28 protein-coding genes and 2 tRNA genes are annotated in these 25,190 nt (G+C 72.9%); 19 read left to right on the top strand and 11 right to left on the bottom strand.

The features are described 5' to 3' along the window. The first annotated feature begins 110 nt into the window (after window positions 1-110). The 3 genes from BLS70_RS08070 (at window position 111) to BLS70_RS08060 (ending at window position 4,422) form a co-directional block, all read left to right on the top strand. The gene (locus BLS70_RS08070) at window positions 111-1,133 is read left to right on the top strand and encodes a YlbL family protein (RefSeq protein ID WP_143030364.1); all 1,023 of its coding nucleotides are present in this window, start codon (window positions 111-113) and stop codon (window positions 1,131-1,133) included. A gap of 178 nt (window positions 1,134-1,311) precedes the next feature. Continuing rightward, window positions 1,312-4,275, top strand: coding sequence for a UPF0182 family membrane protein (locus BLS70_RS08065; protein WP_255362339.1), 2,964 nt, complete (start codon window positions 1,312-1,314; stop codon window positions 4,273-4,275). A 73-nt stretch (window positions 4,276-4,348) separates the two neighbouring features. Continuing rightward, a tRNA-Met gene (locus BLS70_RS08060) sits at window positions 4,349-4,422 on the top strand. Between the two features lie 57 nt (window positions 4,423-4,479). On the opposite strand, the gene BLS70_RS08055 is transcribed toward BLS70_RS08060, so the two are convergent. Next, the gene (locus tag BLS70_RS08055; RefSeq protein ID WP_255362312.1) at window positions 4,480-5,736 is read right to left on the bottom strand and encodes an acyl-CoA dehydrogenase family protein; all 1,257 of its coding nucleotides are present in this window, start codon (window positions 5,734-5,736) and stop codon (window positions 4,480-4,482) included. Window positions 5,737-5,967: 231 nt separating this feature from the next. On the opposite strand from BLS70_RS08055, the gene BLS70_RS08050 reads away from it, so the two are divergent. Beyond that, entirely contained in the window at window positions 5,968-6,741 is a 774-nt protein-coding gene (locus tag BLS70_RS08050) for a phytanoyl-CoA dioxygenase family protein (protein WP_091765589.1), read from the top strand. Between the two features lie 47 nt (window positions 6,742-6,788). Next, window positions 6,789-7,670, top strand: a complete 882-nt coding sequence (locus tag BLS70_RS08045) for an alpha/beta fold hydrolase (RefSeq protein ID WP_218122327.1) — start codon at window positions 6,789-6,791, stop codon at window positions 7,668-7,670. 8 nt (window positions 7,671-7,678) lie between these two features. Here the strand turns inward: BLS70_RS08045 and BLS70_RS08040 are convergent, their stop codons facing one another. Next, window positions 7,679-8,149 carry a hypothetical protein gene (locus BLS70_RS08040; protein WP_143030363.1) on the bottom strand — a complete coding sequence of 157 codons (471 nt, stop codon included), beginning with the start codon at window positions 8,147-8,149 and terminating at the stop codon, window positions 7,679-7,681. A 154-nt stretch (window positions 8,150-8,303) separates the two neighbouring features. Here BLS70_RS08040 and BLS70_RS08035 point away from each other — a divergent pair. From BLS70_RS08035 to BLS70_RS08015, 5 genes are all read left to right on the top strand, one after another. Continuing rightward, window positions 8,304-8,380 (top strand) — tRNA-Met (locus BLS70_RS08035). Between the two features lie 221 nt (window positions 8,381-8,601). Further along, window positions 8,602-10,638: a DEAD/DEAH box helicase gene (locus BLS70_RS08030; protein ID WP_143030362.1), complete on the top strand. Its 2,037-nt coding sequence runs from the start codon at window positions 8,602-8,604 to the stop codon at window positions 10,636-10,638. A gap of 125 nt (window positions 10,639-10,763) precedes the next feature. Beyond that, window positions 10,764-12,053, top strand: a complete 1,290-nt coding sequence (locus BLS70_RS08025) for a cytochrome P450 (RefSeq protein ID WP_218122326.1) — start codon at window positions 10,764-10,766, stop codon at window positions 12,051-12,053. Then, a complete protein-coding gene (locus BLS70_RS08020) occupies window positions 12,050-12,244 on the top strand; it encodes a ferredoxin (RefSeq protein WP_091765580.1) in 195 nt (64 codons plus the stop codon). The genes BLS70_RS08025 and BLS70_RS08020 overlap by 4 nt, the downstream gene beginning before the upstream one ends. A gap of 32 nt (window positions 12,245-12,276) precedes the next feature. Next, window positions 12,277-12,567 carry a GNAT family N-acetyltransferase gene (locus BLS70_RS08015; protein WP_091765577.1) on the top strand — a complete coding sequence of 97 codons (291 nt, stop codon included), beginning with the start codon at window positions 12,277-12,279 and terminating at the stop codon, window positions 12,565-12,567. 46 nt (window positions 12,568-12,613) lie between these two features. Here BLS70_RS08015 and BLS70_RS08010 read toward each other — a convergent pair whose 3' ends face one another. Next, on the bottom strand, window positions 12,614-13,078 hold the full coding sequence (locus tag BLS70_RS08010) for a CoA-binding protein (protein ID WP_218122325.1): 465 nt from the start codon (window positions 13,076-13,078) through the stop codon (window positions 12,614-12,616). 27 nt (window positions 13,079-13,105) lie between these two features. Here BLS70_RS08010 and BLS70_RS08005 point away from each other — a divergent pair, with 27 nt between their 5' ends. Beyond that, window positions 13,106-13,411, top strand: coding sequence for an antibiotic biosynthesis monooxygenase family protein (locus BLS70_RS08005; RefSeq protein ID WP_091765574.1), 306 nt, complete (start codon window positions 13,106-13,108; stop codon window positions 13,409-13,411). A gap of 1 nt (window position 13,412) precedes the next feature. Here the strand turns inward: BLS70_RS08005 and BLS70_RS08000 are convergent, their stop codons facing one another. Beyond that, the gene (locus tag BLS70_RS08000) at window positions 13,413-13,682 is read right to left on the bottom strand and encodes a helix-turn-helix domain-containing protein (protein ID WP_091765571.1); all 270 of its coding nucleotides are present in this window, start codon (window positions 13,680-13,682) and stop codon (window positions 13,413-13,415) included. 53 nt (window positions 13,683-13,735) lie between these two features. On the opposite strand from BLS70_RS08000, the gene map reads away from it, so the two are divergent. Beyond that, on the top strand, window positions 13,736-14,506 hold the full coding sequence (gene map / locus BLS70_RS07995; RefSeq protein WP_091765568.1) for a type I methionyl aminopeptidase: 771 nt from the start codon (window positions 13,736-13,738) through the stop codon (window positions 14,504-14,506). A gap of 24 nt (window positions 14,507-14,530) precedes the next feature. After that, a complete protein-coding gene (locus tag BLS70_RS07990) occupies window positions 14,531-15,127 on the top strand; it encodes an HAD family hydrolase (RefSeq protein WP_091765566.1) in 597 nt (198 codons plus the stop codon). A gap of 2 nt (window positions 15,128-15,129) precedes the next feature. On the opposite strand, the gene BLS70_RS07985 is transcribed toward BLS70_RS07990, so the two are convergent. From BLS70_RS07985 to BLS70_RS07970, 4 genes are all read right to left on the bottom strand, one after another. Continuing rightward, complete coding sequence (locus BLS70_RS07985) at window positions 15,130-15,651, bottom strand: GNAT family N-acetyltransferase (protein ID WP_091765562.1); 522 nt, start codon at window positions 15,649-15,651, stop codon at window positions 15,130-15,132. Window positions 15,652-15,735: 84 nt separating this feature from the next. Continuing rightward, entirely contained in the window at window positions 15,736-16,026 is a 291-nt protein-coding gene (locus BLS70_RS07980; protein ID WP_255362311.1) for a hypothetical protein, read from the bottom strand. A 4-nt stretch (window positions 16,027-16,030) separates the two neighbouring features. Further along, window positions 16,031-17,167, bottom strand: a complete 1,137-nt coding sequence (locus tag BLS70_RS07975) for a cystathionine gamma-synthase (RefSeq protein WP_091765559.1) — start codon at window positions 17,165-17,167, stop codon at window positions 16,031-16,033. Beyond that, complete coding sequence (locus BLS70_RS07970; RefSeq protein ID WP_091765556.1) at window positions 17,164-18,558, bottom strand: cystathionine beta-synthase; 1,395 nt, start codon at window positions 18,556-18,558, stop codon at window positions 17,164-17,166. Before BLS70_RS07970 ends, BLS70_RS07975 begins: the two co-directional genes overlap by 4 nt. Before the next feature lie 95 nt (window positions 18,559-18,653). Here BLS70_RS07970 and BLS70_RS07965 point away from each other — a divergent pair, with 95 nt between their 5' ends. The 4 genes from BLS70_RS07965 to BLS70_RS07950 all read left to right on the top strand — a co-directional run bounded on the left by BLS70_RS07965 (window position 18,654) and on the right by BLS70_RS07950 (window position 22,112). After that, window positions 18,654-19,658 (top strand): aldo/keto reductase, encoded by a 1,005-nt coding sequence (locus BLS70_RS07965; protein WP_091765553.1) that lies wholly within the window; start codon window positions 18,654-18,656, stop codon window positions 19,656-19,658. Next, entirely contained in the window at window positions 19,655-20,446 is a 792-nt protein-coding gene (locus BLS70_RS07960) for an alpha/beta fold hydrolase (protein WP_091765550.1), read from the top strand. Before BLS70_RS07965 ends, BLS70_RS07960 begins: the two co-directional genes overlap by 4 nt. Continuing rightward, entirely contained in the window at window positions 20,443-21,834 is a 1,392-nt protein-coding gene (locus BLS70_RS07955; protein WP_091765547.1) for an FGGY family carbohydrate kinase, read from the top strand. The genes BLS70_RS07960 and BLS70_RS07955 overlap by 4 nt, the downstream gene beginning before the upstream one ends. Before the next feature lie 89 nt (window positions 21,835-21,923). Continuing rightward, window positions 21,924-22,112, top strand: a complete 189-nt coding sequence (locus BLS70_RS07950) for a hypothetical protein (RefSeq protein WP_091765544.1) — start codon at window positions 21,924-21,926, stop codon at window positions 22,110-22,112. Window positions 22,113-22,130: 18 nt separating this feature from the next. On the opposite strand, the gene BLS70_RS07945 is transcribed toward BLS70_RS07950, so the two are convergent. Next, window positions 22,131-22,931, bottom strand: coding sequence for an inositol monophosphatase family protein (locus BLS70_RS07945; protein WP_091765541.1), 801 nt, complete (start codon window positions 22,929-22,931; stop codon window positions 22,131-22,133). Between the two features lie 22 nt (window positions 22,932-22,953). After that, a complete protein-coding gene (locus tag BLS70_RS07940) occupies window positions 22,954-23,136 on the bottom strand; it encodes a DUF2795 domain-containing protein (protein ID WP_091765540.1) in 183 nt (60 codons plus the stop codon). A gap of 51 nt (window positions 23,137-23,187) precedes the next feature. Here BLS70_RS07940 and BLS70_RS07935 point away from each other — a divergent pair, with 51 nt between their 5' ends. Next, window positions 23,188-23,724, top strand: a complete 537-nt coding sequence (locus tag BLS70_RS07935; RefSeq protein ID WP_091765537.1) for a DUF2087 domain-containing protein — start codon at window positions 23,188-23,190, stop codon at window positions 23,722-23,724. 74 nt (window positions 23,725-23,798) lie between these two features. Next, a complete protein-coding gene (locus tag BLS70_RS07930; protein ID WP_176946330.1) occupies window positions 23,799-24,632 on the top strand; it encodes a hypothetical protein in 834 nt (277 codons plus the stop codon). Between the two features lie 17 nt (window positions 24,633-24,649). On the opposite strand, the gene BLS70_RS21260 is transcribed toward BLS70_RS07930, so the two are convergent. Then, a complete protein-coding gene (locus BLS70_RS21260; protein WP_255362310.1) occupies window positions 24,650-25,102 on the bottom strand; it encodes a PKD domain-containing protein in 453 nt (150 codons plus the stop codon). Window positions 25,103-25,190: the final 88 nt, after the last annotated feature.

Genomic DNA, 25,190 nt, shown 5'->3' with positions numbered 1-25,190 from the left:
CGTTCCCGCTGGTGGGCGCGTTCGCCGGCAGCTGACGGCCTACTGCGGGGGTCCCGCCGGGAGCGTCCGACCGGTCGGGGCAGCAGCTTCGTCGCCTACTCTCGCCGGTCGTGACCCGTCGCATCGCCGTCCTGACCGCCGGTGGCGTTTTCCTGGTGCTGTTCGGCGTGCTCGGCACGACCCTCCCCGTGCCGTACGTGGCCCAGGTGCCCGGGCCCACCTACAACACGCTGGGCGACATCGACGGCGAGCCGATCATCGCCGTCGAGGGCCGCGAGCGGAACGAGGTCGAGGGGAACCTCAACCTGACCACCGTCGGCGTGGGGCGCGACGGGCTGAGCCTGGTGCAGGCGGTGCGCGGCTGGTTCGACGACGAGGTGGCCGTCGTCCCCGAGGAGTCGGTGTACCCGCCCGACCGCACCGTGGAGGAGACCCGCCAGGCCAACCGGCGCGCCTTCCTCACCTCGGAGCAGGCCGCCGAGACAGTGGCGCTGGGTCACCTGGGCTACCCGGAGAAGGTCGTGGTGCGGGGCCTCACGGAGGACTCGCCGTCCGAGGGCCTGCTCCAGGACGGGGACGCTCTGGAGTCGGTGGACGGGCGTCCGACACCCGACTTCGCGGCCCTGGAGTCGGTGCTCGGGTCGATCCCGCCCGGCACGGAGGTGGCGGTCGCCTACACCCGGCTCGGGGAGCCGGGCACCACGACGGTCACCACGCGCGCGGCGGAGGAGGGTGAGGGCTCGGTCCTGGGCGTCAGCGTCCTGCAACAGCCCTCCGCGCCGTTCGACATCGACATCCAGGTCGAGGACGTCGGCGGCCCGTCGGCCGGCCTGATGCTGACGCTGGGCATCCTCGACCTGGTGGGGGACGAGGACCTGACCGGTGGCGCGCTGGTGGCCGGCACGGGGACCATCGACGTCGACGCCGAGGTCGGCCCGATCGGCGGCATCCCGCTGAAGATGGTCGCCGCCCGAGAGATCGGCGCCGACCTGTTCCTCGTGCCCGAAGGCAACTGCGAGGAGGCACTGGCCGCCGAGGACCCCGGCTTCCCGCTGGCGAAGGTCGCGACCCTCGACGACGCCCTCGAGGCGCTGGCCGATCTCCGGGCCGGGCGCACTCCCGCCGGCTGCTGACAAGGGCCTCGTCAGTATCCGGGACACCCGGGAACCCCGCCGCCGCTGGTGCGTTGTGCTGGGATGAGCGGGGGACCGCGCCCAGGGTCGGGTGCTCCTCCTCGTCGGTGGTGCGGCCGTGGTCGCCCCGCCGGATCCGCACCTACGACCCGAAACGTTAAGGAGACCGCTCGTGGCCATGCGGCCCCCCGTGCCGGTGCCGACGCTGTCGCGCCGCGCGAAGCTGGTCCTCGGCGCCATCGCCGTGCTGCTCGTGCTGTTCACCGTGATCGGCTCGCTGACCAACGTCTACGTCGACTACCTGTGGTTCGCCGAGACCGACTACACCGAGGTCTTCTGGACCGAGCTGCAGAGCCGCGCCCTGCTGTTCGCCGTGGCCGGTGTCGCGACCGGCGGCCTGACCGCCCTGGCGATCTACCTGGCCTACCGGTTCCGCCCCACGTTCCGGCCGATGTCGCTGGAGCAGCAGAACCTCGAGCGCTACCGGCAGTCGCTGGAGCCGCGCGCCGGCCTGGTGCTGACCGCCGTCGCCGTCGTCCTCGGGCTGTTCGCCGGCTTCGCCGCGCAGGGCAGCTGGGAGACGTGGCTGACCTTCCGCAACAGCACCAACTTCGGCCAGACCGACCCGCAGTTCGAGCTCGACCTGTCCTTCTTCGTCTTCGAGTACCCCTTCTACCGGCTGCTGCTCGGCTTCGGTTTCGCCATCGCGATCCTGGCGCTGATCGGCTCGCTGGTGACCCACTACGTGTTCGGGGGCCTGCGCCTGCAGACGCCCGGGCAGAAGCTGACTGCCGCCGCGCGGGTGCAGGTCTCGGTGCTGCTGGGCGTCTTCGTGGCGCTCAAGGCGGTCGCGTACTGGCTGGACCGCTACGGGCTGGTCTACTCCGACCGCGGTGACGTGTTCACCGGCGCCAGCTACACCGACGTCAACGCGCTGCTGGTGCCCAAGACGATCCTGGTCTTCGTCGCCGCGGTCTGTGCGGTGGCGTTCTTCGCCAACATCGTCGTCCGCAACCTCCTGCTGCCCGCCGCGGCGCTCGTGCTGCTGCTGGCCACCAGCCTGGTGATCGGCGTCGCCTACCCGGCGATCGTGCAGCAGTTCGTGGTCAAGCCCAGCGCCAACGAGCGCGAGGCGCCCTACATCGAGCGGGCCATCGAGATGACCCGCATGGCCTACGGCCTGGACGACATCGAGTACGTCGACTACGCCCAGGACACGACGACGGACGGCGAGGACGAGGCGGTCGACCCGGAGGTGGCCGAGGCGGACCTGCGCAACGACACCGAGACCATCCCGAACGCCCGGCTGCTCGACCCGAACGTGCTCGCCGAGACGTTCACCGCACGCCAGCAGATCCGGAACTGGTACGGGTTCCCGGAGAAGCTCGACGTCGACCGGTACACGATCGACGGGGAGACTCAGGACTACGTCGTCGCGGTCCGCGAGCTCAACAGCTCGGGTCTGTCCGAGAACCAGAGCACCTGGATAAACCGGCACACCGTCTACACCCACGGGCACGGCTTCGTCGCCGCGCCCGCCAACGAGGTCGTGGGTGGCTCCGAGGGCGGCCAGCCGAACTTCACCACGCGTGACCTGCCCGTCGAGGGCAACATCCCCGTGGAGCAGAGCCGGATCTACTACGGCGAACTGATCGACGACTACTCCGTCGTCGGCGCGCCGGAAGGCGCCGAGCCGCGGGAGTCCGATCTGCCCCAGAGCGGGGACCGGCAGATCAACAACACCTACGACGGCGAGGGCGGGGTGTCGGTCGGTAGCTTCTTCCGGCAGCTGACCTTCGCGGTCTACTTCCGGGAGCGGAACTTCCTGCTCTCCAGCGCGGTGAACGAGGAGTCGAAGGTCCTCTACGTGCGCGACCCCCGCGAGCGGGTGGAGAAGGCGGCGCCCTTCCTCGAGGTCGACGGCGACCCGTACCCCGCCGTGATCGACGGCCGCGCCACCTGGATCCTCGACGGCTACACGACGTCGGATTCCTATCCCTACGCCGAGCAGATGGAGCTGGGCGAGGCTGCCGCGGACTCGCTCACCGGCACGGGGACCACGGCGCTGCCGGACGAGACCTTCAACTACATCCGCAACTCGGTGAAGGCGACCGTCGACGCCTACGACGGCACGGTCACCCTCTACCAGTGGGACGAGAAGGACCCGGTCCTCCGGACCTACATGAAGGCCTTCCCGGGGGTCGTCGAGCCGAAGAGCGAGGTGTCCGAGGAGCTGGAGAGTCACCTGCGGTACCCCGAGGACCTGTTCAAGGTGCAGCGGGACGTCCTGACCCGCTATCACGTCGACGACCCGATCTCGTTCTACGAGGGCAGCGACCGATGGCAGATCCCGGACGACCCGACCCAGGAGGTCCAGGAGGACCAGCCGCCGTACTACATCCTCGCCCAGCGGCCGGGGCAGGAGGGGGCAGGCTTCCAGCTGACCAGCGCGCTCAACGCCTTCGAGCGGCCGAACCTGTCGGCGTTCCTGTCCGCGTCCAGCGATCCGGGCACGTACGGGGACATCCAGGTGCTCCAACTGCCCGGCAACACACCCTTCCTGGGGCCGACGCAGGTGCAGAACTCCTTCGGTGCCAACCAGGACATCCGCCGGGACCTGACGCTTTTCGACAGCGAGAACTCCGACGCGGTGCTCGGCAACCTGCTGACGCTACCGATCGGGGACGCGGGCCTGCTCTACGTGCAGCCGCTCTACGTGGAGAGCACGTCGGAAGGGGGCTTCCCCCTGCTGCAGCGGGTGCTGGTCAACTTCGGTGGCCAGATTGGGTACGCCAACACCCTGGCGGAAGCACTCGACCAGGTCTTCGGAGAGGGCGCCGGCGAGGTCGCCAGGGACAGCGACGGCGAGGGTGCTCCACCTGAGGACGAGGGGGACGCCGCCCCGACGCCCACGCCCACCCCGGAGCCGGATCCCGCGCCGGACGGCGGGGACCCCGGGGAGAGCCCGGACGTGGACGCGGCACTGGCCGACGTCGACGCCGCGCTCGACGCCTTCGCCGACGCTCAGCAGAGCCGCGACTTCGCAGCTCAGGGCCAGGCGCTGGCCGATCTCGACGCCGCGGTGCGGGCCTACCAGGACGCGAAGGCGGCCGCGGACGGCGCGGCGACACCCGGCGGCTGACCGGTGGGGGAGGGGACGGCGTGCACCCCGCGTCGTCCCCTCCCGTCCACCTGGGGTACGGTTGTCCTACCACCGCGGGGTGGAGCAGCTCGGTAGCTCGCTGGGCTCATAACCCAGAGGTCGCAGGTTCGAATCCTGCCCCCGCTACTCACGCGAAAGGGCCCGGTCACCACGGTGACCGGGCCCTTTCTGCTACCTAGCGCCTCACGGACCGGCGAAGACGCCGGTGCCGTTGGACTCGGAGCGACCGGGGGCCGGCTCCGAATACTGGCCGGCCTCGTGACGGGCGACGACGAAGTGGTGCACCTCGTCGGGGCCGTCGGCCAGGCGGAGCGTGCGCTGGCTGGCGTACATGCCGGCCAGGGGCGTCCACTGCGAGACGCCGGTGGCGCCGTGGATCTGGATGGCCTGGTCGATGATCTGGCACACCTTCTCCGGCACCATCGCCTTGACCGCGGAGACGTAGACGCGGGCCTGGGCGTTGCCGAGCACGTCCATCGCCTTGGCGGCCTTGAGCACCATGAGCTTGCAGGCGTCGAGCTCGATGCGGGCCCGCGAGACGGTCTCCATGTTCTTGCCGAGGTTCAGGATCGGCTTGCCGAACGCCTCGCGGAACTTCCCGCGGCGGACCATCAGCTCCAGCGCCTTCTCACCCTGGCCGATGGCGCGCATGCAGTGGTGGATGCGGCCGGGGCCCAAGCGCACCTGGCTGATCTCGAAGCCACGGCCTTCGCCCAGGAGCATGTTCGAGGCGGGCACCCGCACGTCGGTGAAGCGGATGCGCATGTGGCCGTGCGGGGCGTCGTCGCGGCCGAAGACCTCCATCGGCTCCAGCACCTGGACGCCGGGGGTGTCCATCGGCACCAGGATCTGCGACTGCTGCTGGTGCACAGGCGCTTCCGGGTTGGTCTGGCACATGACGATCATGATCTTGCAGCGCGGGTCGCCGGCCCCGGAGATGTAGTACTTCTCCCCGTTGAGGACGTAGTCGTCGCCGTCCCGCAGCGCCTGGAGCCGGACGTTCTTGGCGTCGGAGCTGCCGACGTCGGGCTCGGTCATGGCGAAGGCGGAGCGGATCTCCCCGTTGAGCAGGGGCTCTAGCCACCGGGCCTTCTGCTCGGGGGTGCCGACGCGCTCGAGCACCTCCATGTTTCCGGTGTCCGGAGCCGAGCAGTTGAGCGACTCCGAGCCCAGCGGGTACTTGCCGAGCTCGACGGCGATGTAGGCGTAGTCGAGGTTGCTCAGGCCGCCGACCTCGGAATTGGGCAGGAAGAAGTTCCACAGACCCTCCGCCTTGGCCTTGTCCTTGGCCCCCTCGAGGACCTCGAGCTGACCCGGCGCGTAGGACCACCGGTCGGCGCGGCCCTCGCCCAGCCGGAAGAACTCCTCCTGCATCGGCGCGACGATGTCCTCGAGGAAGCGGACGACGCGGTCGTACAGCGGCCGGGCCTCCTCGCTCATGCGTAGGTCGAACAGCTCCGTTGGCTCGGTCCGCATCGGTGTCCCTCTCAGATGGTTCGTTGGGCACCCCGAGCGTGGCACAGCGAGTTGTCGGCCGCGTGACCCGGGCCACGCGGGACCATCCGCCCGCGGTCGCCGCCGGTATCGACCTGCCCGTCGGTTCGTGGTCTGCTTCGTCCCGGTCCGGGCCCGCCCGGACTACCCACCCGCACCGGAGCACCGGGAGCCGCCATGGCGCTGACACGCGAGGCCACCGTCGAGCAGGCCGTGGAGGCCGTCGACCGCGACGGCTACGTCATCATCGAAGGGCTCATGGACCCGGAGTGGGTGGCGGCGGCCCGGGCCGACCTCCAGCGGGTGCTGGCGGAGACCGCCACGGGGCGCAACTCGTTCGAGGGCTTCTCCACCCGGCGCGTCTACGCCCTGTTCGCGAAGACGCGGTACTTCGACGGGCCCGGTACCCACCCGCTGGTGCTCGGCGTCCTCGACCACGTGCTCGGGCACTACCAGTTCAGCGCGCCGGTCGGGATCCAGATCGGGCCGGGCGAGGTCGCGCAGGTGCTCCACCGCGACGACGACGTCTACCCGCTGCCGCGGACCGGCCGGGACATCGTCGTCAACACGATGTGGCCCCTCGACGACTTCACCGTGGCGAACGGCGCGACGCGGTTCGTGCCGGGCAGCCACCGGTGGGAGGCGGGCCGGGCCGCGACGGAGGAGGAGACGACGTCCGCCGTCATGCCGGCGGGCTCGGTGCTCATCTACGTCGGCAACCTGGTCCACGGGGGCGGGGCGAACACGACCGACCGGCCGCGGCTCGGCGTCATCCTCGAGTACGCCGCGTCCTGGCTGCGGCCGCAGGAGAACCACGTCCTCGCCGTGCCGCAGGAGATCGTCCGCGAGCTGCCGGAACGGCTCCAGGAGCTGCTGGGCTACAACATCCACCCGCCGTTCCTCGGCTACGTCGACGGCCGCCACCCCCGGCGGGTGCTCTCCTCGTCGTAGGTGCTCGCACGGGGACGGACGGCTGGTCGGTGACCTAGGTTCGGGCGATGACCTCGGGAATCAGCGAGATGCAGGTCCGGGCCGACGGCCTCGAGTTCGGCTGCCTGGCGGCAGGCCCCGAGGACGGGCCGCTCGCACTGTGCCTGCACGGCTTCCCCGACACCGCGCACACCTACCGGCACCTGCTGCCGGAGCTGGCCGCCGCCGGGTTCCGGGCGGTCGCCCCGTTCTCGCGCGGGTACGCGCCCACCGGCGTCCCGGCCGACGGCAGGTACCAGACCGGTGCGCTGGCCCGGGACGCCAACGCCCTGCACGAGGCCCTCGGCGGCGACGGGCGCGCCGTCGTCATCGGGCACGACTGGGGCGCGCAGGCGACCTACGGTGCGGCGGTCGGCGCCCCGGAGCGCTGGCGGAAGGTCGTGGCCATGGCCGTCCCGGTCGGCCCCGCGCTGGCCGGCTCCTTCTTCACCTACGACCAGATCAAGCGGTCGTTCTACATGTACTTCTTCCAGAACCCCCTGGCCGACGTGCTGGTCGCGGCCGACGACCAGGCCTTCGTCGCCCGGCTGTGGGCGGACTGGTCACCCGGCTACGACGCGACCGAGGACCTCGCGTTCGTCCGCGCCGCACTCGGGACACCGGAGAACCTTGCCGCGGCGCTGGGCTACTACCGCGCGCTGTTCGACCCGTCCCGGCAGGCCCCGGAGCTGGCGGCCCAGCAGCAGGCGGTCAGCGGGGTCCCGCCGCAGCCGACCCTCTACCTGCACGGCGCCCAGGACGGCTGCATGGGCGCCGACGTCACCGGGACGGTGCGCGACGTCCTCTCCCCGGGCTCCGAGGCCGTCGTCGTCGAGGACTCCGGGCACTTCCTGCACCTCGAGCAGCCGGCCGCGGTCAACGCGCACGTGCTCGGCTTCCTGACCTCGTAGGGGCCTGCTCAGACGGGGCTGAGCTCGTCGCTGCGGCGCCGCCTGTTCGGGTTCGCGACCGGTCCGGTGCGGAGGGCCTGCGCGGGCCGGAACACGGGCGCCGGCCGTTCGTGCACCGCCGGCGGTGTGCGGGCGTGCGCCGGCTTCGCAGGGCGGGAGCGCGACCCGGCCAGCAGGGCGTGCGGGCGGGTGGCGTCCTCGTCGTCGCGGACGTCCCCGGCCACGGACAGCGGGCGGGCCGGGGTGGCGGGGAAGGTCTCGCAGCGGGGCGGCCGGGCCGGGTCGGGCAGGCGCAGCTCGGCGAGGTCCTTCCACGTGGAGTGGCGCAGGCCGTCGACGACGCAGCGGACGCGGGCCAGCACCCGTCCCTCCTGGGTGGTCCAGCCCAGCAGCTCGCCGGAGAACCAGATGCCGCGGTGGTGGATCTCCACCGGCTGCGGGTCGCCTGCGAAGAGGCTCACCACCGGATTCCCGCTCACCCGGCGGACTGTAGGTCCGTGGAACGGCTCGGCCCGGAAGGCGCGCGTGCGGCCGGCGCCCCACGGAACGGGCCAGTCCCACCACTCACTCCGGTGCCTGCTGCAACCCCCGGCGGCCGGTGCATCCGCGCCGGTGTACAGTGACAACTACCGACGCGGGGTGGAGCAGCTCGGTAGCTCGCTGGGCTCATAACCCAGAGGTCGCAGGTTCGAATCCTGTCCCCGCTACCACGTTGGAACGGCCCTCACAGTCGCACTGTGAGGGCCGTTTCTCATCCGCCGACGTCGGCACCGCTCCGGCGGCAGCGCCCGCTCCGGGCGCTGCGCCGCGGCGAGCGTGCCCGGCAGCTCGAGGAGGAGCAGTGGCTCGACGAGGCCAGCCCCAGACGGGGGCTCGCCGTACCGCACCGCGGTCCCAGCGCCGTACCCGCGGCCCGGAGGACGTGATCTCCGTGCTCGCGCGTGCCGTGCGCGAGGTCGAGGCCGCCGTCCAGCGCGGCTCGGTGACCGGTTCGGTGCGCACGAAGTTCCAGGCCATCGCCCTGGTCGCGCGGGAGGAGCGCGCCCGGGCGCGGGCCGACGAGGAGAGCAGTCAGAGCCACAAGGCCGAGCAGCTCAAGCGCCTGGACGGCATCGCCACCATCCTGGCCAGGACGGCGGTCCGCGACTCCGGGCTGCTGGCCCTCCTCGGTGAGGACGCCGTCGTCTCCGACTCGGCCCGCGCGCTGCGCACCGAGATGCTGCGTGCGGCCGGCATCGAGCCGCCCCCGGTGGAGGCCGCGCCGGCCGAGCCCGAGGAGGCGCCCGCGGCCGTCGAGCGCCGCGTCGTCCCGCAGTCGGTCGTGTCCCGGCAGCTGGCCAACCCCTTCCTGGCCCCGGACTTCGAGGCCGCGCGCCAGGTCACCTCACGTCCGCACCGGCTGGCCGGCTGGGAGCTGCTGCAGCCGCTGTTCAACTCCTTCGAGCGCGCCGGCGGCGGCGCCCCGGCGTGCATGGCCCTGCCGTTCCCCACGGACCGCTTCACCCCCGCGGGTTCGGAGCTCATGCCGCACCAGGGCCAGCTCGTCGCCGCGGCCGCCCAGGGTCACCGCACCTTCCTGCTCGCCGACGAGCCGGGACTGGGCAAGACCGCGCAGGCGCTGCTCGCGGCGGAGGCCTCGGACGCCTACCCGCTGCTGGTCGTGGTGCCGAACGTGGTCAAGACGAACTGGGCGCGCGAGGCCGGCCGCTGGACCCCGCACCGCAAGGCCACCGTCGTCCAGGGCAACGGCGAGACGGTCGACGGCTTCGCCGACATCGTCGTCGTCAACTACGAGGTGCTGGACCGCCACGTGGGCTGGCTCGGCGAGTTCGGGTTCCGCGGCATGGTCGTCGACGAGGCGCACTTCATCAAGAACAAGACTTCGCAGCGGTCCCAGAACGTGCTGCAGCTGTCCGAGCGCATCCGGCTGCGCACCGCGCGCCCGCTGCTGATGGCCCTCACCGGCACCCCGCTGATCAACGACATCGACGACTTCCGGGCCATCTGGCAGTTCCTGGGCTGGATCGACGACAGCAAGCCGCTGGGCGAGCTGATGGACGCCCTCGAGGCGACCGGCCTGACGCCCGCGGACCCGGGCTTCTACCCCGCAGCCCGGAAGTGCGTCATCGACCTCGGCATCGTCCGCCGGCGCAAGGTCGACGTCGCCGCCGACATCCCCGCGCGCCGCATCGCCGACCTGCCCGTCGAGCTCGACGACAAGGCCGGCCGGTCCATCCGCGCGGCCGAGCGGGAGCTCGCCCGCCGGCTGGTCAAGCGCTACCGCAGCGCGCTCGCCGCCCGGGAGACAGCCACGGAGTACGAGGGCATCGACGTCGACCTCGTGCGCAAGGTCGCGGGCTGGGAGCTCAAGGACGCCAGCGGCTCGGACACCGGCGAGAACGTCTTCGGCATGATGCGGCGCATCGGCCAGGCCAAGGCCGGGCTGGCCGCCGACTACGCGGCACAGCTCGCCCGCAGCGCCGGCAAGGTGGTCTTCTTCGCCAAGCACGTCGACGTCATGGACGTGGCCGAGGAGTCCTTCGCCGAGAAGGGCATCCGCTACGCCTCGATCCGCGGTGACCAGACGCCGTCGGTGCGCCAGCGCAACATCGACGCCTTCGTCAACGACCCGGACGTCGCGGTCGCCGTCTGCTCGCTGACCGCGGCCGGCGTGGGGATCAACCTGCAGGTGGCCTCCAACATCGTGCTGGCCGAGCTCTCCTGGACCGACGCCGAGCAGACCCAGGCCATCGACCGCAGCCACCGCATCGGGCAGACCATGCCGGTCACCGCCTGGCGGATCATCGCCGCGCAGACCATCGACGCCCGCATCGCCGAGCTCATCGACAGCAAGGCAGGCCTGGCCGCGCGGGCGCTGGACGGGTCGGACGAGGTCTTCTCGTCCACCGACGTGCAGCTCGAGGCGCTCGTCGCGCTGCTCACCGCCGAGCTGTCGTTGGCGCACTAGCCCCGCGGCCGGGTCGAACGGACCGGAGAGTCCCGTCGGGACAGGCCCCCGAGTGTTGTGCGTCACCCGTCGGCTCTCTACCGTCAGCGCTGACCGTTTTTGTCTTCGACAGTGAGGCGCGCCCCGTGTCCGTGAACACCCCCGTCGACCCCGCGCAATTCGACATCGAGGCGATCGACCTCTCCGACCGCGACTTCTGGGCGGAGCCGCCGGCGGTGCGGCACGCGGTCTTCGACAAGCTGCGCGCCGAGCGTCCCTTCGCCTTCTTCGACGAGCCGACGATGGAGGGCATGGAGCCCGGGCCGGGCTACTGGGCCGTCACCCGGCTCGCCGACCTCGACGCGATCAGCTCGCAGCCGGCCGTCTTCTGCTCGGGCCAGGGCGCGGTCTCGATCCAGGACATCCCGGCCGACCTCAGCGAGTTCTACGGCTCCATGATCAGCATGGACGACCCCCGGCACGCCCGGATCCGGCGGATCGTCGCCAAGACGTTCACGCCGCGGATGCTCGAGCAGGTCATCGACTCCGTGGTCGGCATCGTGGACGACGTGCTGGCCGAGGCGCGGGCCAAGGCCGAGGCGGGGGACGGGTCCCTGGACGTCGTCGCGGACATCGCGGCCCCCATCCCGCTGCGGATCATCTGCGACATGATGGGCGTGCCCGAGCAGGACCGGCTCCTGGTGCTGAACGCCTCGAACACGATCCTCTCCGGCGGTGACCCGGAGCTCACCGACGAGGCCGACCCGCTGACCGCGCTGCTCGAGGCGGGCATGGCGATGGCCGAGCTCATGGGGCGGCTGGCCGCCGAGCGGATCGAGAACCCCACCGACGACCTGACGACGGCGCTGGTGAACAGCGAGGTCGAGGGGGAGAAGCTCACCCACCAGGAGATCGCCTCGTTCTTCATCCTGCTCCTGGTCGCCGGCAACGAGACCACCCGCACGGCCATCGCGCAGGGCCTGCTCGCCCTGTCGGAGAACCCGGAGCAGCGCGCGGCCTGGATGGCCGACCCGTCGATGGACAAGTCCGCCGTCGAGGAGATCGTCCGCTACGTCAGCCCCGTGACCTGGATGCGCCGCACGGCCACCCAGGACGGCGAGGTCAACGGCCACTCCTTCAAGGAGGGCGACAAGTTCCTGCTGTTCTACAACGCGGCCAACCGCGACCCGGAGGCGTTCGAGAACCCGCACGCGCTGGACCTCGGCCGCAGCCCGAACAACCACGTCGGCTTCGGCGGCCACGGCCCGCACTTCTGCCTGGGCGCGCACCTGGCCCGGCGGGAGCTCGCGGTGACCTTCCGCCGGCTGTTCGAGATCTGCCCCGACCTGGAGATCACCGGCGAGCCCGCCCGGCTGCGCTCCTCGTTCGTCAACGGCCTCAAGCGGCTGCCGGCGCGTCTCACGGGGCAGCGATGAGCCGGGTGCAGGTCGACCGGGAGCGCTGCGTCGGCTCGGGCGTGTGCGAGTCGCTCGCCCCGGAGGTCTTCGAGATCGACGACGACGGCGTCCTCCAGGTGCACCGTGAGGAGCCCGCCGCCGACGAGCTCGACGGGGTGCAGGACGCCGTCCAGTCCTGCCCCGCGCGGGCGCTCGCGCTGGCGGAATGATCGAAGCGGCCGGGTGCGGGTAGGGGCTGACCATGGAACCCACGGTCACGAACGCCCCAGACGCCAGCCGCTACGAGATCCGCGACGGCGACCGGCTGCTCGGGCACGCCGACTACCAGCGGGACGGGTCCACCTTCGTGTTCACGCACACGGAGGTGGACCCGGACGCCGGGCAGTCCGGCCTCGGCAGCACCCTCGTCCGCGCCGCGCTGGACGACGTCCGCGCCCAGGGCGGGTCCGTCGTCCCGCAGTGCTCGTTCGTGCGCGGCTGGATCGGCAAGCACGACGACTACGCCGACCTGCTCGCCGGATCGGAGAGCTGACCACCCGGGCACGGCGCTGCGCTGCAGCGCCGTGCCCGTCCGTGCGTCAGGCGGAGGCGGGAACGGGGCCGAGCCCGAGCTCGCGGTGGGCCGCGCCCATGCAGGTGTCCATGACGACGGTGAGCCCGGCGTCCCCGGCGATGCGGCGCGCCTCCTCGTCGGCGATGCCGAGCTGCAGCCAGAGCACCTTCGCCCCGATCGCGACCGCCTGGCGGGCGATGTCCGCCGCCTCCGCGGCCGGCCGGAAGACGTCGACGACGTCCACCGGACCGTCCACCTGGGCCAGGGACGTGGCCACGGGCTCGCCGAACAGCTCCCCGCCGCGGGGGTTCACCGGCCGGATCCGGTAGCCCTGCTGCTGCAGGTAGGCCGGGATGCGGTGGGCCGCCTTCGACTCGTCGGCCGAGGCGCCGACGACGGCAATCGTCCGGGTGTCGCGGTAGATGCCGGTCAGTTGCTCGCGCAGCGCGTCGTCCATGACCGCCGCCAACGTCGCCGGCGCGTTGATCATGCCCGCGCTCTCCGTAGGGTCGAGGCCATGATCCTGGAGCACGCGCTGCTGGCGGTCGAACCCGCTCGGAGCACCGCCTTCGAGGCGGCGTTCAGGCAGGCCCGGACCCTCATCGCCGGGATGCCCGGGTTCCGGCGGCTGTCGCTGTCCCGCTGTCTCGAGCGCGAGGACCGGTACCTGCTCCTCGTCGAGTGGGACCGGCTGGAGGACCACACCGAGGGCTTCCGCGGATCGCCGGCCTACCAGGAGTGGAAGGCGCTGCTGCACTCCTTCTACGACCCGTTCCCGGTCGTCGAGCACTTCGCGACCGTGCTGACGGCCGATCCGTCCTGACTCAGGCGGTCAGCGCGGCGCGGTCGGCGGAGTCGCCGAGCTGCTCGACCAGGCCGTCGAGCGGCAAGCCGAGCGCGTGGGCCAGCGCGGCCACGGTGAAGAAGGTCGGCGTCGGCACGCGGCCGGACTCGATCTTGCGCAGCACCTCGAGGCTGACGCCGGAGCTCGCCGCGACCTCGGCCGGGGTGCGGTCGCCCCGTGCCTGCCGGAGCAGCGCGCCGAGTCGGCGGCCGCGCTCGCGCTCCTCGGGTGTCAACGACGGTCGGACCATGGTCGTGATAGTAATACCGGGATAGCAATACCGGAAGCACCGAGGAGAACCCCGTGATCGAGCTGCGCACCCCCGGCGAGCTGGACGCCATGCGGGCGGCCGGAGCGGTCGTCGCCGACATGCACGCCGCGGTCCGTGCGCTCGCCGCACCCGGCGTCCGGCTGACCCAGCTGGACGCCGTCGCCCGCGACGTCCTCTCCGACGCCGGCGCGACCTCGCCGTTCCTCGGGTACGCGCCGCTGTCGACCACCCCGCCGTTTCCCGGCGTGGTCTGCCTGTCGGTCAACGACGTCGCCCTGCACGGCATCCCGACGCCCGAGGTCCTCGACGACGGCGACCTGCTCAGCGTGGACGCCGGCGCGGTGCTCGACGGCTGGGTGGGCGACGCCGCGATCACCTTCCCGATCGGCACCCCGCGGCCCGAGGACCTCGCGCTGGTCGACACCACCGAGCGGGCACTGGCGGCGGGCATCGCGGCGGCCGTCGTCGGCAACCGGATCGGCGACGTCTCCGCCGCCATCGGTGCGGTCGGCCGGGCCGGCGGGTGCGGGATCAACACCGACCAGGGCGGGCACGGCGTCGGCCGGCAGATGCACGAGCCGCCGTCGGTGCCGAACGAGGGCCGCCCCGGCCGGGGCGTGAAACTCCGGGCCGGGCTGGTCATCGCCATCGAGCCCTGGTTCCTGGCCGGGGGCAGCGACGACTACACCGTGGACGCCGACGGGTGGACGCTGCGCAGCGCCGACGGCAGCCGTGCCGCCCACGTCGAGCACACCGTCGCCGTGACCGAGGACGGGCCCAGGATCTTGACCGCGCCGCGCTGAGCGGGGCCCCGACAGACTGAGCCGGTGCACGAGGCGCTCCTCATCGACCTGGACGGCGTCCTCCGGAGCTGGGCCGGGCAGCGGACCGGCGTCATCGAACGGCGGCACGGGCTGCCCCCCGGATCGCTGACCGCCGTCGCGTTCGCCCCGGAACGGTTGCTCCCGGCGGTCACCGGCCGGGTCACCGATGCCGACTGGCGCGCCGGTGTGGCCGAGGAGCTGACCCGGCGGCACGGTGCCGGCGGCGCGGACGCGGTCCGGGAGTGGTCGGCGCCGGTGGGAGAGGCGGACGCCGACGTCCTCCAGCTTGTCCGTGCGCAGCGGCGGGTGCGCACCGTGGCGCTGCTGAGCAACGCCACCGACCGGCTCCGGTCGGACCTGCGCGCGCTCTCCCTGGACGAGGAGTTCGACGTGGTCTTCAGCAGCGCGGAGCTCGGGGTCGCCAAGCCCGAGCGCGCGGTGTTCACCCTGGCCTGCGCGGCGCTCGGCCTCGCGCCCGAGCAGTGCCTGTTCGTCGACGACTCGGCCGAGCACGTGGCGGCGGCTGCGCAGGTCGGCCTGGAAGCGCACCACTTCCGTTCGGCCGCCGAGCTCTCAGCCTTCCTCGCCCGCTGCGGATGAGCTCAGAGCGGGCGGGCCATCTCGATCTCGGGCCCGATGGTGCTCGTGAACCTGGCTCCGGTCGGGGTGAAGCCCGCCTTCGCGTAGGCGCGCTGGGCCCGGGCGTTGTCGGCGTGCACGTGCAGCCGCGCCTCGTGGAGCCCGCGCTCGCGCAGCCAGTCGGCTGCCTCCTCCAGCATCTGCTGCACGACGCCCCGGCCTCGGTGCTCCGGCAGCAAGTGGACGGCTACGACGTTGCTGGCGGCGGGGGTCCCTGCGGCGTCGACCAGCGCCACGATGCCGCCCACCCAGGTGCCGTCCTCGTGGACGGCGATGAGCTGGCGGGCGGTCGCGTCGGTGCCGGCGTCGATCGCGGAGGCCTCGACCCGCTCCTGCCAGAACCCGTCTGGCCGGGCGGCGGCCTCGTCGTAGGTCTGCAGGAAAGCGATGGGAGCCGCCTCGTCGGAGAGGGCCGCCAGGCGCAGCTGCCTGACCTGGCGCCACTCGTGCGCCCGCACCGGGCGGACCGCGTACTCCGTCGTCACGCAGGCAGCATGGCGCTTGCGTGGGCCGGACGGCACTCCGTTTCCGGCGCGTGGTCTCCGGCGCGTGCGGGGCAGTGGTCGACGTCAGTGTCGGAGCAGCGCCGAGATCTCCTCGGCGATCAGCCGGTACCGGGTCCTCGGCCCGGCGGTCCCCTCGTCCAACCACTGGACGAAGACGGCGTGCACGACGTCCTGGACGTCGTCGACGGTCCGTGTCTCCACCAGGCGAGGCAGAAGCGCTCGGGCTTCCGGCGAGTACTCGTCGGGGTTGTCACCGAAAGCGATGCCGATGGGGTCGTGGCGGTACAGCAGCGCCTCGAGCCCTGCGGCCAGGCACGACTCCTCGGCCGTCAGTGCGCGTTCGTCGTCGCGCACGGCGTCAGCCGAGGGCGCGCTCGAGGTCGGCGAGCAGGTCGTCGACGTCCTCGATGCCCACCGACAGCCGGACGAGGTCGGCGGGCACCTCGAGCGGCGAGCCGGCGGCACTGGCGTGGGTCATGCGGCCGGGGTGCTCGATGAGCGACTCGACACCGCCCAGCGACTCGGCCAGCGTGAACAGCTCGGTGCGCTCGCACACCTGCAGTGCCGCCTCCTCGCCGTCCCGGAGCCGGAAGGAGACCATCCCGCCGAAGCCGGACATCTGCTTCGCCGCGGTCGCGTGGCCGGGGTGCCCGGGCAGGCCGGGGTAGAGCACCGCCGACACGTCGGAGCGGGCGGCCAGGAAGTCCGCGACCCGGGCGGCGTTGGCGCAGTGCCGGTCCATCCGGACGCCGAGGGTCTTGAGGCTGCGCAGCACCATCCACGCGTCGAAGGGACCCGCGACCGCACCCATCGCGTTGTGGTTGTAGGCCAGCTGCTCGCCCAGCGCGGCGTCCGAGGTGACCAGCGCACCGCCGACGACGTCGGAGTGCCCGCCCAGGTACTTCGTCGTCGAGTGCACGACGACGTCGGCGCCCAGGGTCAGCGGTCGCTGCAGGTAGGGCGAGGCGAAGGTGTTGTCGACGACGAGCACCGCGCCGGCCTCGTGGGCGACGGCCGCCGTCCGCTCGATGTCGGTGATGTTGAGCAGTGGGTTGCTGGGCGTCTCGCACCAGACGACACGGGTGGTGGGACGGATCGCGGCGCGCAGGGCGTCGGGGTCGTCCAGGTCGACCGGGGTGTGCTCGAGACCCCACTCGGACAGCACGCGGGAGATGAGCCGGAAGGTGCCGCCGTAGGCGTCCCCACCGAGGACGACGTGGTCGCCGGCCCGGCACACCGTGCGCAGCAGGGTGTCCTCGGCGGCGAGGCCGGAGGCGAAGGCCAGCGCGGTCGTCCCCTCCTCGAGGGCGGCCAGTGCGGCGTGGAGGGTGTCGCGGGTCGGGTTGCCGCTGCGGCTGTACTCGTAGCCGCCGCGCAGCCCGCCGACGCCGTCCTGCTTGTAGGTCGTGGTCAGGTGCAGCGGCGGGATGACCGCGCCGGTCGCCGGGTCGGGGTCCTGGCCCGCGTGGATCGCGCGGGTGTTGAAGCCGGTCATGGCCCGACCGTAGGCGCGAGCCCCGCGAGGTGTCCCAGCACGTCCTGGCGGGTGACGACGCCGGCCGGCTTGCCGTCGACGTGCACCAGCAGCGCGTCCGCGCCGCCGAGCTGTGCGACAGCCGCGCTGACCGCCTCGCCCGACCCGACGATGGGCAGCGGCGGCGACATGTGCTTCTCGACGCGGTCGGCCAGCGACGCCTTGCCGGCGAACAGCGCGTCGAGCAACGTCTTCTCGTCGATGGAGCCGACCACCTCGCCTGCGGTGACCGGCGGCTCGGCCCGGACGACGGGCAGCTGGCTGACGCCGTACTCGCGGAGGATGTCGATGGCGTCGCGGACGGTCTCGTTCGGGTGGGTGTGCACCAGGGTCGGGGTGCTGCCGCCCTTGGCCTCGAGCAGCTCGCCGATGGTCTCGCCACCAGCCGCCTCGAGGAAGCCGTAGTCGGCCATCCAGGCGTCGTTGAAGATCTTGTTCAGGTAGCCACGGCCACCGTCGGGCAGCAGCACCACGAGGACGTCGTCCTTCGTCAGCCGCTCGGCGACCCGCAGCGCGGCGACGACGGCCATGCCGCACGAGCCGCCGACGAGCAGCCCCTCCTCGCGGGCCAGCCGGCGGGTCATCGCGAAGGAGTCGCCGTCGGACACCGCGATGATCTCGTCGGCGACGTCCTGGTCGTAGGTGCTGGGCCAGAAGTCCTCGCCGACGCCCTCGACCAGGTACGGGCGGCCGGTGCCGCCGGAGTAGACCGAGCCCTCGGGGTCGGCGCCGATGACCTGCACCCGTCCGCCGGAGGATTCCTTGAGGTAGCGGCCGACGCCGCTGATGGTGCCGCCGGTGCCGGCCCCGGTGACGAAGTGGGTGATCCGGCCCTCGGTCTGCGCCCAGATCTCCGGACCGGTCGTCTCGTAGTGGGAGCGCGGGTTGTTCGGGTTGGAGTACTGGTCGGGCTTCCACGCGCCGGGGGTCTCGCGGCTGAGCCGGTCGGACACCGAGTAGTAGGACCGCGGGTCGGCCGGGTCGACCGCGGTGGGGCAGACGACGACCTCGGCGCCGTAGGCCCGCAGCACGTTGACCTTCTCCTGCCCGACCTTGTCCGGGCACACGAAGATGCACTTGTAGCCGCGCTGCTGGGCCACGAGAGCCAGGCCGATGCCGGTGTTGCCGCTGGTCGGCTCCACGATGGTGCCGCCGGGCTTCAGCTCGCCGCTGGCCTCCGCGGCGTCGACCATGCGGACCGCGATCCGGTCCTTCACCGAGCCGCCGGGGTTGAGGTACTCGACCTTCGCCAGCACCAGCGGGGCGTCGGGACCCAGGTCGCGGGTGACCGAGGACAGCCGCACCAGCGGGGTGTTGCCGACCAGGTCGATGACGGACTCGGCGTACTGCACTGCGGGCCTCCTCGGGGGTCCCGGCCACCGGCACCCATCGGTCACCATCCCACCAGAGGTGCCCATTCCGGTCACGTGGGACCAGGATGCGGGGCATGACGCTTCCAGCACCCACCCGCTCCCTCGGCGGCCTCTCCGTCTCCGCGCTCGGCCTCGGCTGCATGGGCATGAGCCAGAGCTACGGCGCGGCCGACCGCTCCGAGTCCCTCGCGACGATCCACCGGGCCCTCGACCTCGGGGTCACCTTCCTCGACACCTCGGACGTGTACGGCGACGGGCACAACGAGGAGCTCGTCGGCGAGGCGATCGCCGGCCGCCGCGACGAGGTGCAGCTGGCCACCAAGTTCTCCATCTCCCGCGACGAGCGCGGCCGGATGCGCATCGACGGCCGCCCGGAGAACGTGCGGGCCTGCGCCGAGGCCAGCCTGCGGCGGCTCGGCGTCGACGTCATCGACCTCTACTACCAGCACCGGGTCGACGCGAAGGTCCCGATCGAGGACACCGTCGGCGCCATGGCCGAGCTGGTGCAGGAGGGCAAGGTCCGCCACCTCGGGCTGTCGGAGGCCAGTGCCGCATCCATCCGCCGTGCGGTCGCGGTCCACCCGATCGCGGCGCTGCAGAGCGAGTGGTCGCTGTGGACCCGCGACCTGGAGGAGGAGGTCCTCGGCGTCGCGCGCGAGCACGGCATCGGCATCGTCCCGTTCAGCCCCCTGGGACGCGGTTTCCTCACCGGCGCGATCACCACTCCTGACGACTTCGGCGACGACGACTTCCGCAAGAACCAGCCCCGGTTCCAGGGCGAGGCCTTCCAGGCGAACCTGCGCCTGGTCGACGCCGTCCGCGCGATGGCCACCGAGAAGGGTGTCTCGGCCGGCCAGCTGGCCCTGGCCTGGGTGATGGCGCAGGGCGAGGACGTCGTGCCCATCCCCGGCACGAAGCGGCGCAGCTACCTGGAGGAGAACGCCGGCGCCGTGGCGGTGCAGCTGTCCGCCGACGACCTGACCCGCCTCGAGGCGATCGCGCCCCCCGGCGCGGCATCGGGCACCCGGTACCCCGACAGCGGTTACGCCTACGGCGACAGCCCGGAGCGCGCCGCGTGACGGCGCCGGTGTCCAGCCGCGTGCGCGGCCGGGACGGCGTCGAGGTGGCGGTGCACCGCTGGGGCGCGCCGGGGGAGAGGCCGGTGGTGGTCCTGCAGCACGGGTTCGCGGCCGACAGCATCCGCAACTGGCAGGCCAGCGGCGTCGTCGCGGCGCTGCTGGCCGACGGCCGCGAGGTGGTGGCCGTCGACGCCCGCGGGCACGGCGCCTCCGACAAGCCGCACGAGCCCGAGCGCTACGGGGAGCGCGCGATGGCCACCGACCTGGCGGAGGTCGCCGACGCCCTGGACCTGGACCGGTTCGATCTCGCCGGGTACTCGATGGGCGGGATCGTCTCGCTGGTGCTGGCCGGCACCGACCAGCGGGTGCGCCGGCTGGTGGTCGGCGGCATCGGGGCCGGCGTGGTGGAGCGGGGCGGCCTGGACACCCGGGCCGTCCGCAGCACCGCCCTCGTCTCCGCGCTCGAGACCGACGACCCGGCCTCGATCCCCGACCCGACGGCGGCCGCCTTCCGGGCCTTCGCCGACAGCACGGGCGCCGACCGGCTGGCGCTGGCCGCCCACGTCCGCGCGATCAACACGGAGCCGCTGCCGCTGGCGGACATCGCGGCGCCGACGCTCGTCGTCGCCGGTGACGCCGATCCGCTCGCCGTCCGGCCCCAGGTGCTCGCCGACGCGATCTCCGGAGCTCGGCTGGTCACGGTGCCCGGCGACCACCTGGGCGCCGTGCGCACCCCGGAGTTCGTCGCTGCGCTGGTCGGCTTCCTGGGGGACGACGGCGGCTCGTGACCGGTGCGGTGTTCCTCGGCGCCGACCTCGGCACCAGCGGGCTGAAGGTGGTGGCCCTCGACGACGCCGGGGACGTGGTGGTCGAGGCGGAACGGGACTACGCCTACGACCGACCGGCGCCGGGCCGGGCCGAGATCGACGTCCGCGTGTGGCGGACGGCCTTCGACGCCGCCGTCGCCGAGCTGGTCGCGGGGCTGGGCGGACGGACCGTCCGGGCGCTGGGGTTGTCGGGGCAGATGCACGGCGCGGTGCTGGTCGACGACGGGGGCCGGCCGGTGCGGCCCGCGCTGCTCTGGCCCGACGGCCGTGCCATCGGCGAGCTGGCGCGCTGGCGGCGGCTGGCCCCCGCCGACCGCGCCGCGCTGGCGAACCCGCTGGTGGCCGGCATGACCGGACCGCTGCTGGCCTGGCTCGCCGCCCACGAGCCGGCGGCGGTCGCGCGGGCGGCCGCGGTGCTCCTGCCCAAGGACGCGTTGCGGGTCGCGCTGGTGCCGGGGGCCGACGTGGCGGTCACCGACCGCAGCGACGCCTCGGCGACGCTGCTGTGGGACGTCGTCGCCGACGGCTGGTCCCCGGCGGCCACCGGTGCGGCGGGGGTGCCGGCGGAGCTGCTGCCGGTCGTGCGGGGGAGCGCGGAGGTGACGGGGACGACGTCGATCGGTGGCGCCGAGGTGCCGGTGGTGGTCGGCGGCGCGGACACGCCGCTGGCCCTGCTCGCCGCCGGGACCGCGGGCGGTCTGCAGGTCAACCTCGGCACCGGTGCGCAGATCGTGCGGCCGGGCTGGACCCCTGCTCCGGCCGACGAGCCCAGCACGCACGGCTACGCCGACGTGTCCGGCGGCTGGTACGCGATGGCGGCCCTGCAGAACGGGGGGTCGGCATGGACCTGGGTGCGCGAGGTGCTCGGGCTGGGCTGGCCGGAGCTGGTGACGGCGGTGCGCGACGCCGCTCCGGGTGCCGGGGGAGTGCTGTTCCGGCCCTTCCTCACCGGTGAGCGCGGCGGGGTCGCCGGCCCCGACGACCGGGGCGGCTGGACCGGGCTGTCCGCGGCCACGACCCGCGGCCACCTGGTGCGCGCGGCGGTCGAGGGGGTGGCCTTCGCCGTCGCCGCGGCGGCGAGGTCCCTGGGCGGCGAGGACGGCGCGCCCGTCGTGGTGACCGGCGGGGCCGCGCGGGCGCCGGAGGTGCAGCAGGTGCTGGCCGACGTCCTCGACCGGCCCGTCCGGTACCTGCGCCTGCGCAGCGCGTCGGCGATCGGCGCGGCCGTGCTCGCCGCCCGCGGCGTGGGCGCCGACGTCGAACCGCAGCGCCGTCCGGGACCGCTGGTGGAGCCGCGACCGGATCCGCGGCTGGCCGACGCCGCCCGGCGCTGGGCCGGGGGGCGCTGACCCGGCGGAACGGAGCCGATCCTGCGACCGTTGAGGCAGGAGACGGGGCCGATCGGTCCCGCGCGGACGGAAGAGGGAGGCGTGCCGACATGGCGTCGCTGTTCAACAAGGTCGTCCAGCTGGCGAACAGCCCCAAGGGCAAGCAGGCCATCCGCCAGGCCACCGAGAAGGCCCAGCAGCTGGCCAGCGACCCGAAGACCAAGGCGAAGATCGAGGACGCCCGCCGTCGGTTCCAGGGCGGCGGCAAGGGTGGCACGGGCACCGGTCCCGGTCACTGACCCGGCCGGCCCCGCGGCCTAGGGGGTCGCGGGGCGCAGGTGCCGCAGGGCGGCGTCGTGCAGGGCACCGTTGGTGGCCAGCGCGCTGCCCCCTGCCGGCCCAGGGGTGCCGCTCAGGTCGGTGAACCGGCCGCCGGCCTCGCGCACGATGACGTCCAAGGCGGCCAGGTCCCAGAGCGACACCTCCGGCTCGCAGGCGATGTCGACCGCGCCCTCGGCCAGCAGCACGTAGCTCCAGAAGTCGCCGTACGCGCGGGTGCGCCACACCGAGCGGGTGAGGTCGAGGAAGCCGTCGAGGGCCTTCCGCTCCTCCCAGCCGGACAGGCTCGAGTAGGACAGGCTCGCGTCGCCGAGCTCCCGCACCCCGGAGACGGTGCAGCGGACGGCGTTCTCCAGCCGGCGGCCGGTCCAGGCGCCGACGTCCTTGGCCGCCCACCATCGCCGGTTCAGCGCGGGGGCCGACACGAGGCCGACGACGGCCTCGTCGCCGTCCATGAGGGAGATGAGCGTCGCCCAGACCGGCACGCCGCGGACGAAGTTCTTCGTGCCGTCGATGGGGTCCAGCACCCACTTGCGCGAACCGTGCCCGGTCGTGCCGAACTCCTCGCCCATGACCGCGTCGCGGGTGCGGGCCCGGCTCAGCGAGATGCGGAGCTGCTCCTCGATCGCCCGGTCGGCGTCGGTCACCGGCGTCAGGTCCGGCTTGGTCTCGACCGTCAGATCCTGGGCCTTGAACCGGTCCATGCTGATCGAGTCGGCCTGGTCGGCCAGCACGTGTGCCAGCCGCATGTCCTCTGAGAAGCCCCGACCCGATGTCATGGGCACCGAACCTAGTCGGGGCTCAGTCGAAGACCGCTGAACTGACCCCGCTCGGTCCCTCGTAGGTCCGGTCCTCGATCCCGCGGAGCGCCTCCAGCACGTCGTCCCCGGCGTTCTGCTGCTCCGCGTGCGACACGATGTCGTCCTTGCCGGCCGGGTAGTCCATGCCCGACAGGGCCTTCTGGATGTCGATGGGGCTGACCATGCCGGGCCGGTACCCACGACGGCGTCGTGGATGCCTCGATACCGTCGGAACGTGGACGCAGCGACGATCGCCGGGCTGCTGGCCGACCCTGCACGGCTCAAGGTCGTCGCCGCGCTCGCGCTGGGCGCAGGCACGATCGAGGAGGTCTCCGAGGCCTCCGGACTGTCGCTCAAGGAGGTCGCCCTCGCCGCACGCCGGCTCGGCCGCGCCGGCCTGGTGTCCCGCGACCGGCACGCGCTGGCGCTGCGCGCGGAGCTGTTCGGGGCCGCGGCGCGGGCCGCGGCCGAGGCGGCTCCACCGCCGGAGCCGCTGTCGGAGGACCCCGCGCAGGACGCCGTCCTGTCGGCGTTCGTCCGCGACGGCCGACTGACGTCGATCCCGGCGCACCGGAGCAAGCGGCTCGTGGTGCTCGATCATCTGGTCCGCGTCTTCGAGCCCGGCGTCCGCTACCCGGAGCGGGAGGTCAACGTGCTGCTGGCCGTCTGGCACCCCGACGTAGCGGCGCTGCGCCGCTACCTCGTCGATGAGGGCCTGCTCACCCGTGAGGCGGGCGTCTACTGGCGCAGCGGCGGCTACGTCGAGGTGTGAGTCGGCTCGTCGACGAGTCGACAGGTCGCCGAATCGCCTCGACGACCAGCGCCTGACGTCCGCACACTGCTCGCGTGCCCGCTCCGTCCGCCGACTCGTTCGCCGCCCTCGCGCGCTCGTCGCCCTGGCGGTGGTCGACGCTGCGGTTCACGGTGACCTGGCCGGGCGACCGGTGGACGACCGGGGCGGTCCGCGCCTGGCTCCGTCGTCCCGACGCGCTCCGTGTCGAGTCCGTCGACGGCGGGCTCCTGCGCGCTGAACGGACGCCTGCACCGACGATCGGAATCCTCGGTCCCGGCGGCGGAACGACCCGGACGGCGGCCTGGGCGTCGCAGACGGATCCGCCGGCCCTCCGGCCGGACGGGTTCGTCGCCGAGCGCCCCGACGACCCGTTCGTCACCTACGACGACCCCATGCACGACAGCTACCACTGGGTGGCGATGCTCGACCCGGCCGAGCTAGCCGACGGCGTCGACCGCCAGACCGGTGAGCGGACGCCGGCGCTGCGCGTGGAGTCAGTGGAGGCCGTCGAGCACGCGGGGCGGGCGGCGTGGGAGGCCGTGGTCGTCCCGGAGGACACCTACGAGCCGCGCTGCGGGTGCTGCCCGCTGCTGCGGACCCGGGCGGTGGACCTGGTCGAGTTCGAGGACCACCCGGAGCACCTGCTCGAGGTCTACCCCGATGCGTTCCGCGTGCGGCTGGACGTGCAGACGGGCGTCTGCGTGCTCACCGAGGAGATCGGCGGGCTGAGTCCCGGCAAGGGGCACGACCTGCGCATCGAGGCGGTGAACGAGCCGATGGACGACGCCCTGTTCGTGCGGCGTCGCCGGGAGGAGCGGGGCGGTCTGGCCGACTGGCTCGAGAAGCGTGGCGCGCGGCGGGCCGAGCGGGCCCGACGGCGTCGGTGACCGGCGGGGCGCCGCACTCAGTCGAACGGGTTGGTCAGCACGGGCCGGGCCTGGAGGACGTCGAAGGTGACCGGTGGGCCCTCGGTGGTGGTGCTGCCGGGGACGGGGACGGTCAGGCCCCCGTCGATGCTGAAGGTGGCCGTCCAGGTCGTGGTCAGCGAAGCCGTGTAGGTCCCGCTGGCGTAGTCGTGGCTGATCGTGTGGTCGGGGTAGGGGGCGCCCGGATCGGTGGTGATGAGGTCGGTGCCGTCGCCGGTGTGCCAGGTGAAGGACGACGCGGTGGCGGTGATGTCGACGGTGAAACCGCGGATGTCGAGGGTGAAGGTCTGCGTGGTGGGGCCGTCGGTGAAGAAGATGACGGGGAGCCCGACGAGTCCGTTGCCCGGCGGCTGCTGCTTGGTGGGCAACTGGGGGAGCGGCAGCGTCTGGAAGTAGCGGAAGACCTCCGCGGGTGAGGGCGCCGGGTTCAACGCCGTGATGTCGATGCAGGCTCGCGTGCCGCCGATCCACGGTCCGACAGGCGATCCAACCGGGACGTCACCGGGAGGGAACCCGTCG

Source organism: Blastococcus aurantiacus, from assembly GCF_900102425.1.
Taxonomy (GTDB): Bacteria; Actinomycetota; Actinomycetes; order Mycobacteriales; family Geodermatophilaceae; genus Blastococcus; species Blastococcus aurantiacus.
Note: the sequence above shows the minus strand (reverse complement) of the source record. Positions and strands in the feature narration are given on the sequence as shown.